Annotated in this window: 16 protein-coding genes; 8 read left to right on the top strand and 8 right to left on the bottom strand. The window is 41.1% G+C overall.

What is annotated here, in order from left to right:
• Position 1 precedes the first annotated feature (1 nt).
• A complete protein-coding gene (locus tag VHA01S_RS07770) occupies positions 2-214 on the bottom strand; it encodes a DUF4177 domain-containing protein (protein ID WP_023403810.1) in 213 nt (70 codons plus the stop codon).
• Between the two features lie 412 nt (positions 215-626).
• Here VHA01S_RS07770 and VHA01S_RS07765 point away from each other — a divergent pair, with 412 nt between their 5' ends.
• The 7 genes from VHA01S_RS07765 to VHA01S_RS07735 all read left to right on the top strand — a co-directional run bounded on the left by VHA01S_RS07765 (position 627) and on the right by VHA01S_RS07735 (position 9,639).
• Positions 627-1,013 (top strand): hypothetical protein, encoded by a 387-nt coding sequence (locus VHA01S_RS07765; RefSeq protein WP_240432728.1) that lies wholly within the window; start codon positions 627-629, stop codon positions 1,011-1,013.
• 528 nt (positions 1,014-1,541) lie between these two features.
• Positions 1,542-2,585: a polysaccharide lyase family 7 protein gene (locus VHA01S_RS07760; protein WP_023403807.1), complete on the top strand. Its 1,044-nt coding sequence runs from the start codon at positions 1,542-1,544 to the stop codon at positions 2,583-2,585.
• 357 nt (positions 2,586-2,942) lie between these two features.
• On the top strand, positions 2,943-3,704 hold the full coding sequence (gene kduD / locus VHA01S_RS07755) for a 2-dehydro-3-deoxy-D-gluconate 5-dehydrogenase KduD (RefSeq protein WP_023403806.1): 762 nt from the start codon (positions 2,943-2,945) through the stop codon (positions 3,702-3,704).
• A gap of 12 nt (positions 3,705-3,716) precedes the next feature.
• A complete protein-coding gene (locus tag VHA01S_RS07750) occupies positions 3,717-4,040 on the top strand; it encodes a cupin domain-containing protein (protein ID WP_023403805.1) in 324 nt (107 codons plus the stop codon).
• A gap of 331 nt (positions 4,041-4,371) precedes the next feature.
• Positions 4,372-6,141 carry a sodium:solute symporter family protein gene (locus tag VHA01S_RS07745; RefSeq protein WP_023403804.1) on the top strand — a complete coding sequence of 590 codons (1,770 nt, stop codon included), beginning with the start codon at positions 4,372-4,374 and terminating at the stop codon, positions 6,139-6,141.
• A 66-nt stretch (positions 6,142-6,207) separates the two neighbouring features.
• Positions 6,208-7,620: a glucuronate isomerase gene (uxaC, locus tag VHA01S_RS07740; protein ID WP_039970436.1), complete on the top strand. Its 1,413-nt coding sequence runs from the start codon at positions 6,208-6,210 to the stop codon at positions 7,618-7,620.
• Between the two features lie 18 nt (positions 7,621-7,638).
• On the top strand, positions 7,639-9,639 hold the full coding sequence (locus VHA01S_RS07735; RefSeq protein WP_023403802.1) for a heparinase II/III domain-containing protein: 2,001 nt from the start codon (positions 7,639-7,641) through the stop codon (positions 9,637-9,639).
• Between the two features lie 213 nt (positions 9,640-9,852).
• Here VHA01S_RS07735 and VHA01S_RS07730 read toward each other — a convergent pair whose 3' ends face one another.
• The 7 genes from VHA01S_RS07730 to VHA01S_RS07700 all read right to left on the bottom strand — a co-directional run bounded on the left by VHA01S_RS07730 (position 9,853) and on the right by VHA01S_RS07700 (position 16,453).
• Positions 9,853-10,911: a polysaccharide lyase family 7 protein gene (locus VHA01S_RS07730; protein ID WP_023403801.1), complete on the bottom strand. Its 1,059-nt coding sequence runs from the start codon at positions 10,909-10,911 to the stop codon at positions 9,853-9,855.
• A gap of 196 nt (positions 10,912-11,107) precedes the next feature.
• On the bottom strand, positions 11,108-12,601 hold the full coding sequence (locus VHA01S_RS07725; protein ID WP_023403800.1) for a tripartite tricarboxylate transporter permease: 1,494 nt from the start codon (positions 12,599-12,601) through the stop codon (positions 11,108-11,110).
• A gap of 9 nt (positions 12,602-12,610) precedes the next feature.
• Entirely contained in the window at positions 12,611-13,057 is a 447-nt protein-coding gene (locus VHA01S_RS07720; protein ID WP_023403799.1) for a tripartite tricarboxylate transporter TctB family protein, read from the bottom strand.
• A gap of 78 nt (positions 13,058-13,135) precedes the next feature.
• Positions 13,136-14,062, bottom strand: a complete 927-nt coding sequence (locus tag VHA01S_RS07715) for a tripartite tricarboxylate transporter substrate binding protein (RefSeq protein ID WP_023403798.1) — start codon at positions 14,060-14,062, stop codon at positions 13,136-13,138.
• A gap of 39 nt (positions 14,063-14,101) precedes the next feature.
• Positions 14,102-14,575 (bottom strand): hypothetical protein, encoded by a 474-nt coding sequence (locus VHA01S_RS07710; protein ID WP_023403797.1) that lies wholly within the window; start codon positions 14,573-14,575, stop codon positions 14,102-14,104.
• A gap of 343 nt (positions 14,576-14,918) precedes the next feature.
• On the bottom strand, positions 14,919-15,980 hold the full coding sequence (gene arsB / locus VHA01S_RS07705; RefSeq protein ID WP_023403796.1) for an ACR3 family arsenite efflux transporter: 1,062 nt from the start codon (positions 15,978-15,980) through the stop codon (positions 14,919-14,921).
• 137 nt (positions 15,981-16,117) lie between these two features.
• Positions 16,118-16,453 (bottom strand): ArsR/SmtB family transcription factor, encoded by a 336-nt coding sequence (locus VHA01S_RS07700; RefSeq protein WP_023403795.1) that lies wholly within the window; start codon positions 16,451-16,453, stop codon positions 16,118-16,120.
• 232 nt (positions 16,454-16,685) lie between these two features.
• Between VHA01S_RS07700 and VHA01S_RS07695 the strand changes: the two genes are divergently transcribed.
• Entirely contained in the window at positions 16,686-17,615 is a 930-nt protein-coding gene (locus VHA01S_RS07695) for a LysR family transcriptional regulator (RefSeq protein WP_023403794.1), read from the top strand.
• Positions 17,616-17,653 lie beyond the last annotated feature (38 nt).

Raw genomic sequence — 17,653 nt, 5'->3', positions numbered from 1 at the left:
ATTAACGCCCTAAAGTAATGATGGCAGCTTCTCGTGACCAAAATAACCAAAAGCGTTTATGTTCAATAACTTGAAACACTAATTGCCAACCATCTTGTGCGTATTTATTAAGTTCTGCCTCAATTTTTTGCATAGGTAAACCACTTGAGCCTAACAAAATAGTGCCGCAACCACCCTCTACAATATGAACCACTTTGTACTCACTAAATCTCATTGATAATTATCCTTATTTGCTGAAATAGATATTGCTTATAAACAAAATCTTACTCCAATTTAACCTAAGTTATAACCTTAACTTTTTACGATTAAGGAAAGATGAATATATAATATTCTTTATTAACAAACAGATACAAACATCACTCGTTATCTAGAATAGATAAAATATATTCTAGAATTCATATTTAATAATAACCCTATGATAAAAAAGAAAACTTCGCCTAAATTCGAAAAGTAAAGTTGCGTAAGCTATGCTCAACTTTAGCAATGTTAATATTGTTAATAAATAAACATTCACAGGGGTAAAAAATATGAATATAAAACCGATAAAAATTGGTGTCTTGTTGAGTCTATTAACAATATTGTTCGGTTATGGACTAGGTTGTATATTTGGTGCAGCAAATAGTAGTATGAAAGATTATTTTCACGAACAAGTTTATGTCGTACATGCCGATAACTTCTCTAATGTGAAAGATCAAGATACTGCATTTTCTAAAGCCAAAGATTACATTAAGCGTGCTCACCTACACTCTGCTGCAATGGGTACAGCCTCACTAGTGACTATCTTAGCTCTAGGCTTTTGCAACATCTCGGATAAAAAGAAAAAAGTTGTGAGTACAGTGACAGGCTTAGGTGCATCAGGTTACGGCGTCTTTGTGTGGACATTAATGGCTTTTGTCACACCAATGATTGGCAAATCCGCAGCTCACGAAGCCATCGCAATTCTCGCCATACCGACAGGTTTAGCACTGGTTTTTGGTACTATGGCAACCATATATTACGTCTTCAAAGAGTAATTGTTGTACAAGTCTAAAATAGCGATTGAGCTCAATCGCTATTTTTATTTACCACTATCTATTCAAACAATGAATTTAATTCACTCTCTAAATACAACTTCACTCTAAATTACATTTTACTGTATTGAGCAATATTAATATCACCTTAGTAAAACCCTACTGTGAATGACTCTGTTCAAAAACTCACTTCAATATCCCGATAAGAAATACCTTTAGTTTCATAGCGTAAGCACTAATCACCACTAATTACTCATACCTATTAATCAATAGTAACCCCAATCCTCAATCGATCTAGATCACATGAAATGCCATTATCTAATGTACATTCACATTCATTTTGTTTGCTTGAGCAAGTAGCGTAACAGGGGCAATTTTCTGGTCTCAATAACCTCAATTGTTCAATTATCAAGATCGGATAATCAATATATTTTAATTTGTGATCAAACAAACATATCCTAACTTAGAGGCTTTTTTTTTAAATCCACCTAACTATTATGTATGACAATAATACATACATGGGGTTACATTATGAAAAAGAGTCTCGTTATAGCTGGTTCGCTTTTATTTGCAGTACCTGCTTTTGCCAACATCAATAGCAATGGGGTTTCTCACCCAGTGCCTGCTGACAAGTTTGATATGACCAACTGGAAAATCACCATTCCTTCTGATATCAACAAAGATGGCAAAGTAGATGAAATTGAAGGCGTAGCAATGCTTAGCTACTCACACGACGATTTCTTTCATCTTGATAAAGACGGTAACCTAGTTTTTGAAGTACAAAACAAAGCTATTACTACTAAAAACTCTAAGAATGCCCGTTCTGAACTGCGTCAAATGCCTCGTGGCGCTAACTTCGATAACATTCTAACGGATTCAAAACTAAACCAGTGGGCTCTATCTAGCCACCCTCAAGCAGATCAATACAGCTCTGTTGGTGGAACGTTAGAAGCAACATTGAAAGTTAACCATGTTTCTATTCACGCTAAATATCCAGAAAAATACCCAGCATTCTCTGTTGTTGTAGGTCAAATCCACGCTAAGAAACACAATGACCTGATCAAAGCAGGTACTGGATATGGTCATGGCAACGAACCATTGAAAATTTTCTACAAAAAATTCCCTGGTCAAAAATACGGTTCAGTATTCTGGAACTACGAGCGTAACCTAGCGAAAAACGATCCAAATCGCCAAGACATCTCATACCCAGTATGGGGTAACACTTGGGAAAACACCGCTGCCCCAGGTAAAGCAGGTATCGCACTTGGTGAAGAATTTAGCTACGCGGTGAAAGTTGAAGGCACTATGATGCACCTAACTTTCAAAACAGCAAGACACGATACAGTGACTTACGATATCGACCTAAGCAAAGGTATTGATAAGAAAGACCATGCAACAGGTTATGCTGAAGATGATTTCTACTTCAAAGCCGGTGCATACGGTCAATGTAGTGTACAAGAAAAACACCCTGTATGGGGTCCAGGTTGTGCCGGTACTGGTGACATCACTATCGACAGACAAAATGGCGACTACAACAGTGTGACCTTCTCTGCCTTAAAACTAAATGGTAAATAATATTGTAAAACTCCTTCCTAACAATATTTAACTCCCCACTTTGGTCTTTCACGCACCTACCGTGAAAGGCCTTTTTTATGCATTTTATTCAACCACCGGCCTATTGAACCTCCCTTTAGTCTCTCAATCTCCCTTTTCATCGATATCAGTATTCCAAAACGATAAACGCAACATGACGCCATAAATTCACGGCATGACGTTCTTTACCACCCCACTCACCCATCAGAATAATTAACGCCGCCTTATTTTTATAAAACAACGTTTCATTTTACTTGATAGTTAAGTTTAATTTGTTTAATGTAGTCGCATAAACAACTTAATGTTGTACCCACACGTGATTACACATAGGACTTAATTATGATTCTCAACTCATTCGATCTTCAAAACAAAGTAGCAATAGTGACTGGCTGTGATACTGGTCTAGGACAGGGGATGGCGTTAGGTCTTGCAAGTGCCGGTTGTGACATTGTTGGCGTAAACATTGTAGAGCCAACAGAAACGATTCAGAAAATAAAAGCGACAGGTCGTAGATTCATTGATATTCGTGCCAACCTTATGAAGTTGGATGATATCCCATCAATCGTAGACCAAGCGGTTACAGAACTAGGTCGTATCGACATATTGGTCAACAATGCCGGGATTATCCGACGTAACGATGCCATTGATTTCACAGAGCAAGACTGGGATGACGTAATGGACATCAACGTTAAATCAGTGTTCTTTCTCTCTCAAGCAGTTGCTAAACAGTTCATTTCTCAAGGCCAAGGCGGAAAGATCATTAACATCGCTTCAATGCTTTCTTTCCAAGGCGGTATCCGCGTACCTTCTTACACAGCATCAAAAAGTGGCGTAATGGGTGTGACTCGTCTGATGGCCAACGAATGGGCAAGCCACAACATTAATGTGAACGCTATTGCCCCAGGTTACATGGCAACCAATAACACTGCTGCTCTTCGCGCAGACGAATCACGCAATGCGGAAATCGTCGGACGTATTCCTGCCGCACGTTGGGGCACACCAGAAGATCTAGCGGGTCCATGTGTGTTCCTAGCATCAAGCGCCTCGGATTATATCAATGGTTACACCATCGCTGTTGATGGCGGTTGGTTATCTCGCTAATAAGGATTTCTCATGTTTATTTATAATAAAAATATTGAGTTAGAAGATCTCGGTGACGGGGTAAAACGAAAAATACTCGCTCATTCAGACAATATCATGACCGTAGAAGTGCATTTCGATGAAGGTGCTATCGGTGCTTTACATAGTCATCCACATGAACAAATCACTTACGTTCTATCAGGTGAATTTGAATTTACGATTGGTGACGAAAGCAGGATAGTAAAAGCGGGGGATACTCTGTACAAAAATCCCGATATCGTTCACGGCTGTACATGCTTAAAAGCAGGCGTACTTCTCGATAATTTCACCCCGATGAGAAAAGACTTTTTGTCATAACATCGTCAGTGATTAAAAGCTTCAAAAACGAATAACTAGGATTGGTATAAACGTTTTCAATTAAGCCACCAAGGATGACTGAACACTCATTCAGGTGGCTTTTTTTTATCTAAATCTCGGCTCAATGTTGTTCATTCCCCATGATGGCAGGCAACACAAAGTCAAAATTAATTATTTAAGTCGTAATAAAAAACACATTAAAAATAAAACAATGTTTCATTGATCACACTTTTGACAAGAACAACTCGAAGAACAACACGCCAATAAACATAATGAACCATCGTTTTAAAAAATAACAATTAATGTTTTATTAATATATCAGGTGGGAATAATGAACATAGACATACTCGTCGTTGGGGTCTACTTCATCTTTATGATAGCTATTGGCGTCATTTTCAAACGCTTTGCTGGCAACAACACCAGTGATTACTTTAGGGGTGGCGGTAAGATGCTGTGGTGGATGGTTGGCTCAACAGCCTTCATGACACAGTTCAGTGCTTGGACATTCACCGGAGCAGCTGGTAAAGCCTTTACTGATGGCTTTCCTATTATGGTGATCTTTATGGCAAATGCCTTTGGCTTCTTGCTGTCATGGATGTTCTTCTCATATCGATTCCGCCAAATGCGCGTAGTTACTCCGATTGAGGGGGTACGTCGTCGTTTTGGTGCATCTAACGAACAAGTATTCACATGGGCAACCATGCCGACCAGTATCGTTTACACCGGTATTTGGCTTAATGGCTTAGCCCTATTTGTCAGTGCAGTGTTTAAGATTGACATCGAAACCACTATCGTTGCTACTGGTCTTATTGTTCTCTTTATTTCTGTATTAGGGGGAGCATGGGGCGTTGTTGCTTCGGATTTTGTGCAGATGGTTGTGATCATGGCAGTCACGGTTGTGTGTGCCGTGGCAGCCTTAATCAAGATTGGCGGTCCTAGTAATCTGATTGAACAATTTCCAAGTAACTCAATCATGGGGCCTGACATGAACTACCCATTGTTGTTTGTAGCTTGGTTTATCTTCATGTTTGTAAAGCAGCTACAAAACATCAATAACATGCAAGACTCTTATCGTTTTCTTACTGCAAAAGATTCAACTAACGCACGAAAAGCCGCATTGCTGGCCTTTGTACTTATGCTGATCGGCCCAGCAATCTGGTTTATGCCACCTTGGGTTACTGCTGTTATCTACCCTGATGCTGCGCTTGTTCATGCGAGTGAATTGGGTAATAAAGCCGCCGACGCTGTCTATCTTGTTTTTGTTGAGCGTGTAATGCCAGTTGGTATGGTTGGCTTGCTTATGTCAGCGGTATTTGCTGCCACTATGTCGTCAATGGATTCTGGCTTAAACCGTAACGCTGGCGTATTTGTCCGCAACTTCTATAGCCCTATCATCAATAAAGACGCTTCAGAGAGAAAACTGATGCGTGTTAGCCAGGGCGTCACTGTGATATTTGGTGCACTGATCATCATGGTAGCGCTATTTATCAACTCGCTACGTGGATTAAGCCTATTTGATGCAATGATGTACGTAAGTACCTTATTACAAATGCCGATCCTAGTGCCTTTATTCTTCGGCATGATCATCAAGAAAACACCCGATTGGGCTGCATGGGCAACTCTTGTCGTCGGCATGTGTGTTTCTTACCTTGTGAGCTTTGTTATCACGCCAGACGTGATTGCCAATATGCTGGGTCTAGAACATGGATTCACTTCCCGTGAAGCTTCAGATCTTATCGTTATGAATGGCATCATTGGACACTTATTAATTACCGGTGGTTTCTTTTGTTTAACGACTAAGTTCTACAAAGAGCCAGTAGGTGAAAGAGAAAAAGAGCTTAATCACTTCTGGAAAGATGTCGCAACACCGGTAATTGAATCTGAAGGACAAGATGAAATGGATCGTCAGCAACGCAATATGCTCGGCAAGCTGATTTTAGTCTTTGGCGCTTTGGTTTCAGCAATGATTCTAATACCTAATCCGTTCTGGGGAAGAATGGCCTTCGTATTCTGTGGTGCTGTTGTTGTAGCCGTTGGTGCAGCTTTACTACGCAGTGCCAAGGTGAAGAAAGCTAAACCACAATTGCGTGCTCAAAATTAACCGTTCACTTTAATCCAAGGAGAGTATCGCAAGGTACTCTCCTCTTTGTGCATAAGGTAAAACATGATCGAAAAATACATTCATGACAATGTGCTTCTGACATCATCACTGGCTCAGCATTTATACCACAACTACGCGGCACCAATGCCAATCATTGATTACCACAATCATCTTGAAGCAAAGGACATTTGGTTAGACACCAAGCACAAGAATATAGCAGAAGCTTGGTTACACAATGACCATTATGTGTGGCGTGCAATGAGAAGTAACGGTATATCAGAACGTTACATTACTGGCGATGCCACAGACATTGAAAAGTTTGAAAAATGGTGTGACGCCATACCTTACCTGTTAGGTAACCCTTTATATCAATGGTCACATCTAGAGCTTAAACGCTTCTTCGATTGCGATTTACTGCTTAACCCAAATAACTGCCAATCCATTTGGCAGCAATGTAACAATACACTGAAAAACAAAGAAATGGGCCCTCGTGCAGTATTAAAACGCTTGAACGTAGACACCTTGTGTACAACAGACTCTCCGTTATCCAACCTCGAATACCATAAAAAACTGCAACATTCAGGTTTCTCCATTCAAGTGCTCCCTACTTTTAGGGCTGATGAGTTAATCGCTTTTTCTAACCCCACTGGCTTTCTAAATACCCTGCATCAATTAAGCCAAATCACGAGCATCAATATTAGTTCGCTAGGTCACTATATTGAAGCAATAGCCAAGCGTGTCGAATTTTTCCATAACCTAGGTTGTCGACTGTCTGATATTGGTTTACCTCGTGTTTCTTTTGCCAAAAGCAGCACGCATCAGTGTGAAGGTATCTTCCTGAAATTACTGACCAAGGAGCGACTGTCAGAAACTGATATCGCTCAACTCACCACATATATATTGAATCAACTAGGTAAGTTGTATCACCAACATAAGTGGAGCCAGCAACTGCACATTGGTGTGCTTGCCAACGTAAATGAAAGACGCAAACAACAGCTAGGTGCAGGTACCGGTTTTACCGTCATCAACAATGAGTTAGATATAGAAGCACTTGCCAAGCACCTAAGTGAGCTCGATCGTGAAGGTAAACTGCCTAAAACCATACTTTATAACCTCAATGCTAATCACAACCAGTTATTGAGTTGCTTGGCCGGTGCGTTTCAAGGAGATGATGCCGCAGGGAAAATTCAATTTGGCGCGGCATGGTGGTTTAACGACCACAAAGACGGCATGGAAGCACAACTGACTAGCTTAAAAAACCTAGGTGCTTTAGGACGATTTGTTGGCATGTTGACCGACTCTCGCAACCTATTTTCATTTAGTCGACACGAATATTTTAGGCGAGTGCTGTGTAACTTACTTGCCCAATGGGTTGAAAGCAATGAGATCCCTTACGACCTAGAGCTACTCAAACAGACTATCCAGAACATCTGTTACCACAACGCAAATAATTACTTTCAATTCAAAGATATAGCATAGCTATTAAGGTATTTTGTCATGCTTCAGTTTTCTAATTCAGAGATACAAATCATCAAAGCACGAGCCAGTGCTGCCATGATTAAAACGCTCAGAAATAACAATGATGTGGTACTTAATCACGATACTTTAGTGCCACAAACCGGTATTGCTACTTGGAACCTTTATTACTTCTGCCCTGAGCATGGTGTACGACTTACTTGGGATCGAGAGAAACCTAAATCTCATTGTTGCCCAATTGACGGCAAAGAGTTTACTGGTGAACCGTATGATGGAGCTTGGTGGCGTTGGCTAAATGGTTTAAATGCCAAAGCTAGTTTTGACCTTGGCTTATTATGGCAACTAACCGGTGACGAGCTATACCTTGATAAAGTGCGTGCTATTCTCCTTGAGTACGCCAAGTATTACCCAGATTATGAAGAACACGGGGGCATCCCTTACAACGGTCCAGGTAAAGCGAACGCACAAACCTTATGTGAAGCAAACTGTCATCTTGATTTTGCGCGTGGGTATGATTTTGTGAAAGATCAGCTCAGCAAAGAACAACAACAATATATAGAAGACCGATTATTACGTGAGGGAGCTGAGTTTTTAATGAAGCACCGCACCGATCAACTGCACAACCATGAAATGAAAATTAATGCCACAATAGGTGTTATTGGTCTGATCTTAGATGAACAAAGCTACATCGACTTTGCATTAAATACACAATATGGTATTCACTACCAATTGGATCACGGTTGTACCAGTGAAGGAATGTGGTACGAAGGTTCAATTCATTACCATTATTACGCACTTCAAGCCTTGCTCAACTTCGAGAAAATGGCCTGTAATACCCCCTACTCTGTGAGCAATAATCCAAATTTTTTAAAGATGCTTAAGTTCCCATTAAGTTTAGTACTTAACAATGGTGAGTTCCCTCGCCTTAATGATTGTATTAATGGTCAACAAAAACTCACTCACGCCCATTTATTTGAGTTTGCTCAGAGACAGTACCCCTGTGATCTCTTTGCCAAGGCATTAGCTAGCATCTATCAAAATATCAGTCGCGATAACATGGATGCATTGCTATATGGTGTTGATGAATTGCCCAATGCTCAGCCGTTAGCGTGTCAGTCTATTCATACCAAAGAGGCCGGAGTGACTTTGGCGTTTGATGAAAACAACAATAATGCGTTGCTCTACAAACACGCCCCTTATGGTGGCGAACACGATCACTATGATCGTCTTGGTATTATTTTAACTCGCCAAGGTAAAGAAATACTGCCAGATCTAGGTACTACGGGTTATGGCGCTGAACTGCATTACGGTTATTACAAGAATACTGCCACCCACAACACGCTAACGGTAAACCAACAAAATCAATCACCGATCAATCCTGTACTCAAGTATTATCAAAAAAGCGATTCCGTGACCTTAATTGATGCCGAAGTAGACTGGAATCAACAACCGGCACAAGTAGACAGTCACACCATAGTTCAATGGGATGCACAAAGTTACCAACAGATAAAATATCGCCGCGTATTGATCTGGCTTGAAGATATGCTTTTAGAATTAAATACGGTAGAAAATCCGCATCAACAACAACTTGATTTAACTTACCATATCCGTGGTACTCACAAGCACACTGAACACAGCAGCAACATCAGTAATCCATTGCAAGGCCCGTTAGCTCGTATGACACAAACAAGAATTAGCGAGCTATGTCAGTCGCATCAGTTAATTTATGGAATAGAGGAGCAAGTTGATTATAGCCAACATATTTGGAGCAATGAGCCAAGTAAAGTGCTTCAAGGTTATGCTCCAGACAACCCTGCAATAAAAGATTTAGCCTACTCTTTATTGCGCAGTTCATCTCAACAATTTAATGCCGTTGTGCTGCATGACCTTTCACAGCAACAAAGTCACAGCTTTCAAAGCGTAATATGGGATGCAAATGTCTCTTGTTGCTTGAACTTAAGTGAAGGGCGAACGCTAAATCTAACTTATGACTTTAATTCTGGTGCCTTGACTTTAATCTAGTGCCAGTCACAGTGATTAAGTGATTAGCAATAAAGTAGGCAAAAAAAAGAGCTTGCGCATAGCAAGCTCTGAAAAAAACCGTGAGGGAAATCAAGCGTTAATCCTATAACTTACTTAATCCCCTAACCCTCACAGTTAATCAAGATGGCTAGCCCCCACCAGACATCTTGACTTGTTTGGTTGGCATTACTCAATAACGCCACTAAACCAATATTATTGGTCTAGGTTTAGCTTGTAGAAGCTAACTTGAGCGTAATCGCCTGCTTCAAGGCCGTTGTTTGAACAACCTGCTGAACCAGTATTACATTGGTTGTAGTTACCTGCTTTAAAGTACATCCAGTCATTTGCATAACCTTGGTCGTATTTGTCGCCTTTTAGGTGACCTTTAGCTAGGTTAACGTCAAACTCTTTAACTTCTTGGTTTGGCTGACCTGGGTTTTTAGTAAATGTTAGGTGCATGATGTCACCTTTAACGTTTACGTCGTAAGAGAAGATATCACCAAGTTTGATGCCATCAACAGGTTCTGCAGAACCTTTACGTAGGTCGTGTTGACCGAATACGTCAGTGCTGATGTCGTGACGGAATTTATATTCATCACCTTTAGCATTTGTTTCGTAGTTCCAGTAAACAGAGCCGTATTCGTGCTCAGGTAGTTTACGGTATTCGATTTTTAGAGGTTCATTTTTAGAACCGTGGATTTGACCGATAACGGTCGCGAATGCGCCACCTTTTTTGTAGTTACCGCTTGTACTTACCCAATCAACTGCAAGAGTTGCGCTCATGTGACCGCCAATCGCACCGTATTTTTCTGCATCTTTAGTAGACGCAACAGTGAAGTTGTTCTTAGGTGATGAGTAATCGTCAGCCAGCATTGCACGAAGTTCGCTACGTGCATTCTTAGAGTTAGGTGTTGTCATTGCTTTGTTAGGAGCTTTGAACACCATTGCACCTGTAGTTTGGTCAGTGTAGAACCACTGCGCTTGAGAGAAAGGCTTCTCTTTGTTGTTTAGCATTGACTTGTAAATTTCCATTACTTTGCCAGCGCGTTCAGCCTTATCATCATCCATAGGCAGGTTTAGTTTAAACTTAGATAGGTCAAAGTTCTCAGCAGGAGCTTTGGTTACGTCCAAGTTGTATTGAGCCGCAAGTTGCGGATCTTGGTTAGCCGGTGTGGCTGATGCAGTATCAGGAGAAGAAGCTGTAGAACAACCTGCTAGGCCAGCGACAAGCGCTGAAACAACAACAGCAGCAATCTTATTTTTTGTATGCATTTTAACCTCTAAGATTTTTATTTATAGCATTGCTGGCCACGAGAAAACTTCTCGTGGCCAGCAATAAACATGATAAAACAATACATTAATATAGTATTACAATATAGATGCGAAGATCACAAATTGAAACAATTACGCCTGAATTATCTACAATCTTACTTTTCGGTTATCGACAACAAAACGATTAAAAACTCACTTAATCAGTATCGACCTGCATTTGTTTTTTCTTTTTCATCTTCATTGTCGAGTACACCGAGAACACCGCTAGCAAGATAAAGGCTAGTGCTATTGGTCTCTCATATAAGAAGGACCATGAGTTATCGTACATCAACAACGCCTTACGTAGGTTTGTCTCTGCCATTGGTCCTAAGATAATCGCTAATAGTATAGGCGACGATGGGATATCTAGCTTACCTAAAACAAAACCTAAAATACCAAAGCTAATCGCAATGCCTACATCAAACATAGAGTTGTTGATGGCGTAAGCACCCACGACAGATAAGAATATGATGATAGGAATCATCAGCATCTTAGGCACTTCAATAATGCGACAGAAGAAGCGAATACCGATAAGACCTACGATCAGCATGACAATATTCGCCACCAGCATTGAGCTAAATACGCCGTACACAACTTCAGGGTTTTGGGCAAACAACAGTGGTCCCGGAGTTAATCCTTGCACAATCAATGCACCAAGCAATACCGCTGCCACCGCATCTCCTGGAACGCCTAAAGTAAGCAAAGGCACTAGCGAACCGCCCGTAACACCATTGTTGCCCGCTTCTGCTGCTGCCAAACCGCGTACCGATCCTTTACCAAATTCTTCTGGATTCTTAGAAGATCGCTTAGCTTCGTTGTAACACACAAAAGCTGAAATATCCGCGCCAGCGCCGGGCACAGAACCAATTGAGGTTCCCATCAAGCCACTTTTAATGGCGGTAGGCATCATCTCTTTAAGATCTTTTTTGCTTAGCAGTTTGTGGTCAAATTTGGCCACTTTGGCTTGCTTCTCTTTTAGGATTCGTTCGATTTGGTTGATCGCTTCAGATAAAGCAAATAAACCAATAAGCACAGGGATAACATTGATGCCACTGTAAAGATCCATCACGCCAAAGGTAAATCTAGGCACGCTACTGATAGGGTCTAAGCCAACGGTTGATACAAGCAGACCGATAGTACCCGCTAGCAGTCCTTTCAAAATATTTTGTGCCGACACACTCGCAATAATAGTTAAGCCAAACAAAGCCAATGCAAAGTATTCAGGGGCATTAAAACGCAGCGCAAAGTTTGCCAATAAAGGAGCAATCGCGATTAATACTATGGTACTGATCAGTCCGCCGACAAAAGAGGCGATAGCAGAGATACTTAACGCTCTTGCTGCCTGCCCTTTGGCCGCTAAGGTATGCCCGTCAAGGACAGTGGCGGCGGAGGCGGGAGTGCCCGGTGTTTTTAATAAAATGGCCGCTATTGAACCGCCATATATACCACCGATATACACACCGATCAGCATAACTAGTGCTGCGGTCGGTTCCATACCAAATGTAAATGGCAATAGGATTGCCACACCCATGGTCGCGGTAAGTCCAGGCAAAGCACCAAGTACAATCCCCCCTACCACACCAAAAATAAGAATAGGTAAAACGGCTGGGCTGAACGCGGTCAGTAAGCCATTTAATAAATGTTCAATCATACCGCCTCCTTAATAAAATAGACCTTCAGGAAGCGCTATGTAGAACACCTCACCAAATAAGTAATAAACACCAAACACAAATGCCCAAGCGACAACGTAATACAACGGCTTCTTCACTTTGAACAACACAAGGTACACGGTAAAGGCGACCAAACTCGCCAATAGGTAGCCAATTAAGCTAATTAAGAAGGCGTATCCAATTAAGAACACGATGCCAAATACCGCCATTTTTGAGAAAATGGCTGGCTGTTTTTCAACAGCAATAGATTTAAGTTTGTGCTGCACCAAAAGTGCAATACAAATAAGAATTTGTGCAATCGCAATTGCAGTAGGGAAAAACTTTGCATCGACACTCGCATCTTGAAAGCGAGGCTCCGCGAACTGACCAATAAAAACCAAAATAACTGCGCTTAGGGCAATGATTAGGGAGGGGAAGACAACATTTCTATTAATCATAATGCTACCCGTTAAAGCTAGACTTTAAGGAAATGGGGAGCTCTTAGGCAGAGCTCCCAAGTGGAATTAGAAGTGAAATTAGTTGATCAATGCACCAAGGTTTTTAGTGTCTTGCTCAACAAATGCCGTGAACTCTTCTGCATTCATGTTGTGGATAGTCATCGCACCTTTTTGCATGAACTCTTTAAATTCAGGAGATGCCATTGCTTGGTCAAATGCTTTACCTAGAGTTTCGATAACAGCATCTGGCGTATTTTTAGGAGCGCCAATACCACGCCATGTACCCGTTACTACATCAACGCCTTGCTCTTTAAGAGTTGGAACTTCTGGCAAGAAAGCGATGCGCTCTTCAGACATCACACCTAGTGCTTTAAGTTGACCTGAACGTAGCTGAGCAATAGCTTCACCTGGAGTCACCATAGTTACGTCAGTGTGCTTACCTAGTACTGCCGGAATCGCTTCAGATGCACCGTTGTAAGGAATTGCGTTTAGTTTGATGCCTTGGTCTTTTTCTAGAGCCATTAGGTAGAAGTTTGGAGCCGCTGTAGAAGCAAATTTAACTACGCCATCGCCTTTCTTTGCTTCTGCAATAAGGTCGTTGATCGTGTTGTATGGGCTGTCCGCAGAAACCAGCACTACCGCAGGATCAAGGTTAACCATACGAATCAGTTTAAAATCACTCGCATCGTGCTGCATTAGGCCCATTTGTGGTAGAGAAGCAATTTCACGCGTAACAACGGTAAGCGTGTAACCGTCGGGACGTTGCTGAGCGCCAAAGCTCATACCTACAGCGCCAGCGCCACCAGTACGGTTCATGACGGCAATATTCTGACCAAGAATGTCTTTTGCTGAGTTAGCAAGAGTACGACCTACAGCATCAGTACCGCCACCGGCTCCAAAAGGAACAACTAGACGAATATTTTTACTTGGGTAATCGGCAGCAACCGCCGTTGCAGATACCATGATGCCAGCAGCGACAAGAAGTGATTTAAGAAGTTTGTTCATGATAATTCCTTTTGTTTCAATGTTTGTATATGAAATTGTTTAATTTCGAGTGATTTGAGTAGGGTTATTAATTTTATTATTTTGATACTCAGCCATGCACAGCTGCTCAATTGCTACAGCAATCCAACCACTGATTAGCATGTCGTACCATTGCTCAACTCCACTGCAACCCACAACTACGTCGCCATAGACAAAAGAGCCATAGAACAGTAAGTCATCTTCGTTGAGTGAGGCGGTGTGTAGAGTTTGATTAGTCATATTAGCGCGGGAGTTGCGCCATGCTTGTTTTGCTTTTTTGCGAGCAAACTCATCAAAAGGAATGGTCCACTGTTCTGGATTGCCCAGTGAAGACTCAACTAAAATTGCTTCTTCAAATGAAGATTCCCAAGGTTTTACTCGTGGGTCCATCACTACAATGTGCAACTCTTTACGATTGGTTCGTTCAAATAATCGTTCAATTGCTGGTGTTACTAGTTCAATAGCATCTTTTGCTATCTCTGCATGAGTTTTCATCGCCTAACCTCTGTAATAGACACAAACCTGACTGATGAGTTAACTATATTGTATGACTTGAGTGGCTGATATTGGCGACGGAGGCAAATGCTACCTAGATCACCCACCGCACTCTGAAAGAGTCTAAGGGATCGGATTTTTACGCAAGTATGTAGATTTTTATATGACATTAGTCACACTTAAAAACCGGATAAAAGTGTGATCTGATCGTCATTTCTTTAAGAGGTATGGTCTGCAGAGTGGGCGTTCTTAAGCCGTTAGGAAAAAAACAGCATCGTAGACAGAGTTATGGGGCGTAGAAGAAAGATAAAGCCAGTCAATGACTGGCTTTATCTATTTATAATTAGGCGCTTTTTGTTACGTATTTTGTTTTCATACGCAGTGCTACATTAACCAGTGCGATTAACACTGGCACTTCAATGAGTGGACCAATGACACCAGCAAATGCTTGATCTGAATTGATACCAAACACTGCAATCGACACTGCAATCGCTAATTCAAAGTTATTGCCAGTTGCGGTATAAGCAATTGAGGCATTTTTGTCATATGGAATGCCTAGACGTTTACCGACATAAAAGCTAACAAAAAACATAGTGACAAAATAAATAGTCAAAGGGATTGCAATACGAACCACATGCATAGGCAGTTCAAGAATCATCTCACCTTTAAGGCTAAACATTAAAACAATTGTAGCCAATAATGCAATAAGAGTAATCGGCGAAATACGAGGAATGTACACATCGTTGTACCACTGCTCACCCTTAACCGAAATAAGAATTTTACGTCCTAAGAAACCGGCTAAGAATGGAATACCAAGATAGATGAACACGCTTTGTGCGATATCAGCCATAGAGATATTCACTATCATTCCAGTGTAACCAAATACCGGAGGTAACACTGTGATAAAGAGCCATGCCATGAAACTGTAAGTGACGATTTGGAATGCACTATTTAATGCAACCAAAGCGGCGCCATATTCTTTGTTTCCGCCACCGATGTCGTTCCACACCAAGACCATTGCAATACAACGCGCTAAACCAATCAGGATAATACCGACCATGTAGCCAGGGTGATCACCTAAAAATATCAACGCTAAAGCAAACATTAAGATAGGACCAACTAGCCAGTTCATGATCAATGACAGTTTTATCGCCGTCTTATCTTGCGTGACTTTACCAAGCAGACTGTAATCCACTTTAGCTAACGGTGGGTACATCATTAAAATCAAGCCAATTGCCAATAGAACATTGGTACTGCCGATAGACATACTTTCATTAATTTCCGCTACTTGAGGAAATAACGCGCCAATTGCTACGCCAACAGCCATAGCTAAAAATATCCATAGGGTTAGATATCTGTCTAAAAAACCTAGCTTGGGTGTTGCACCCGCTATTTCTTTGCTCATAACCGATCACTCTCTGTGTTTGTGAATTGCTATTCGTTAACTTACGTTTGTTAATTTACGTTCGTTAATCGTCGAATAACGATTAATCTAAGTGTAGTCTATCTCTATAAAGTAAAATAGATCCGCTGTTCTAGTGGTTAAAATAAACTATCAAGTAAATGCTGTATTCTTTGCATTGCGGGCATTTCGATACGGTAACAGACCTTAGGAGGTTGAGGTTCACTGCGCACCAGCCCTGCTTGACGTAATATACGCAAATGCTCAGACACGGTAGATTGCGCCAATCCCAGTTGCCCGACTAAAACACCATTCAAACATCCGCCTTGCAGTTCTAACTCTAGAAGTACTCTTAAAATTCTAATTCGCGCTGGATGCGATATTGCTTTTGCCAGTGTTGCCAACTCCTGCTCTTGCTTCTCATCCTCGATAGAGATGGTCGGCGCTTGGCATTTTTTTACTTGGCAATCTGTCATGCTAATCTCTCTTACATCGTCGAATGACGATTAATATACAAACTAAGTGTAAAAACTACAACATTCGCTCTAAATTATTTTTCTAACTCTTGTTTATCAAAAATCAATTTATATGCAAGTGGTTACATTTAACCTTTACTATCAATAGAATAAATATTGAACTCACTTTTTAAATAGCGCAAAATCTAAACATCAGTAAAATTGATACTTAGTTTTCAATAATAGGAGTTGCATGTTTAAATTTTCCTTAAAGCAAATCGCGGTATTTGATGCCGTAGCAAGTTATGAAAGCGTGAGTATTGCAGCTAAAAAACTGTCGATGACCCAGTCAGCGGTGAGCATGTCTCTCTCTCAATTGGAATCGGTGCTTGATCGCCCTTTATTCAACCGCCAAGGCAACCGCTTAGTGCTCAGTCATTGGGGACATTGGCTACGACCTAGAGCCAAACACTTATTACAAGAAGCACAACAAATTGAATTTGGCCTGCATGACCAACACCTGATCAGTGGCACGTTAAGCTTATGTTCAAGCCAGACAGCGGCTAAACATTTAGTGCCCTCACTCATCAGTAAAATTGATAACGACTTCCCAGAAATGCGCATAAAATTGAACATTGAGAATACTGAGAACGTCATAGAATCACTGCTCAACTACGACTGTGATCTGGGTATCATTGAAGGTCGCAATACCGATAGTCGTCTACAACAAGAGCACTGGCTAGATGATGACTTGGTGATTGTATCATCGCCTAATCACCCCTTCGCACAATACAAGCAAGTGACTTTGGCACAGCTAGAGCAAGCAAAATGGATATTAAGAGAGCCAGGCGCTGGCACTCGCCGTATTTTTGACGGTGCGATACATGGCTATATCGACAACATAAAAGTATGGAAAGAGTATGAGAGTATTCGGGTCATAAAATCGCTAGTAGCCAATGGCAGCTATTTAGGATGCGTGCCTTATCTGGATATTTTACCTGAGCTGGAAAATAACCAATTGGTGGTACTACCAACGCCACAATTGAACATGCAACGAGAAATCTCTTTTATTTGGCGCAATGACAGTGGTGAATCACCACTAAGGGAATGTTTACTTTCTGAGGCGAGAAGATTAACTAAAGGTAAATCTTTCAAGCCACGCAAAGATTGGACCCCTGCGTGACCTAAAAACTTAGTTGTGCTTTTTTAGATAGGGCGTCA

This window comes from Vibrio halioticoli NBRC 102217, assembly GCF_000496695.1.
GTDB lineage: Bacteria > Pseudomonadota > Gammaproteobacteria > Enterobacterales > Vibrionaceae > Vibrio > Vibrio halioticoli.
The sequence above is the reverse complement of the archived record's forward strand: the minus strand, read 5'-3'. Positions and strand labels throughout refer to the sequence as shown.

What these genes read in the sequence shown, in the direction of transcription:
- VHA01S_RS07770 (WP_023403810.1), bottom strand. Translation starts at nt 214, where the DNA reads ATGAGATTTAGTGAGTACAAAGTGGTTCATATTGTAGAGGGTGGTTGC.
- VHA01S_RS07765 (WP_240432728.1), top strand. Translation starts at nt 627, where the DNA reads ATGAAAGATTATTTTCACGAACAAGTTTATGTCGTACATGCCGATAAC.
- VHA01S_RS07760 (WP_023403807.1), top strand. Translation starts at nt 1,542, where the DNA reads ATGAAAAAGAGTCTCGTTATAGCTGGTTCGCTTTTATTTGCAGTACCT.
- kduD (WP_023403806.1), top strand. Translation starts at nt 2,943, where the DNA reads ATGATTCTCAACTCATTCGATCTTCAAAACAAAGTAGCAATAGTGACT.
- VHA01S_RS07750 (WP_023403805.1), top strand. Translation starts at nt 3,717, where the DNA reads ATGTTTATTTATAATAAAAATATTGAGTTAGAAGATCTCGGTGACGGG.
- VHA01S_RS07745 (WP_023403804.1), top strand. Translation starts at nt 4,372, where the DNA reads ATGAACATAGACATACTCGTCGTTGGGGTCTACTTCATCTTTATGATA.
- VHA01S_RS07735 (WP_023403802.1), top strand. Translation starts at nt 7,639, where the DNA reads ATGCTTCAGTTTTCTAATTCAGAGATACAAATCATCAAAGCACGAGCC.
- VHA01S_RS07730 (WP_023403801.1), bottom strand. Translation starts at nt 10,911, where the DNA reads ATGCATACAAAAAATAAGATTGCTGCTGTTGTTGTTTCAGCGCTTGTC.
- VHA01S_RS07725 (WP_023403800.1), bottom strand. Translation starts at nt 12,601, where the DNA reads ATGATTGAACATTTATTAAATGGCTTACTGACCGCGTTCAGCCCAGCC.
- VHA01S_RS07720 (WP_023403799.1), bottom strand. Translation starts at nt 13,057, where the DNA reads ATGATTAATAGAAATGTTGTCTTCCCCTCCCTAATCATTGCCCTAAGC.
- VHA01S_RS07715 (WP_023403798.1), bottom strand. Translation starts at nt 14,062, where the DNA reads ATGAACAAACTTCTTAAATCACTTCTTGTCGCTGCTGGCATCATGGTA.
- VHA01S_RS07710 (WP_023403797.1), bottom strand. Translation starts at nt 14,575, where the DNA reads ATGAAAACTCATGCAGAGATAGCAAAAGATGCTATTGAACTAGTAACA.
- arsB (WP_023403796.1), bottom strand. Translation starts at nt 15,980, where the DNA reads ATGAGCAAAGAAATAGCGGGTGCAACACCCAAGCTAGGTTTTTTAGAC.
- VHA01S_RS07700 (WP_023403795.1), bottom strand. Translation starts at nt 16,453, where the DNA reads ATGACAGATTGCCAAGTAAAAAAATGCCAAGCGCCGACCATCTCTATC.
- VHA01S_RS07695 (WP_023403794.1), top strand. Translation starts at nt 16,686, where the DNA reads ATGTTTAAATTTTCCTTAAAGCAAATCGCGGTATTTGATGCCGTAGCA.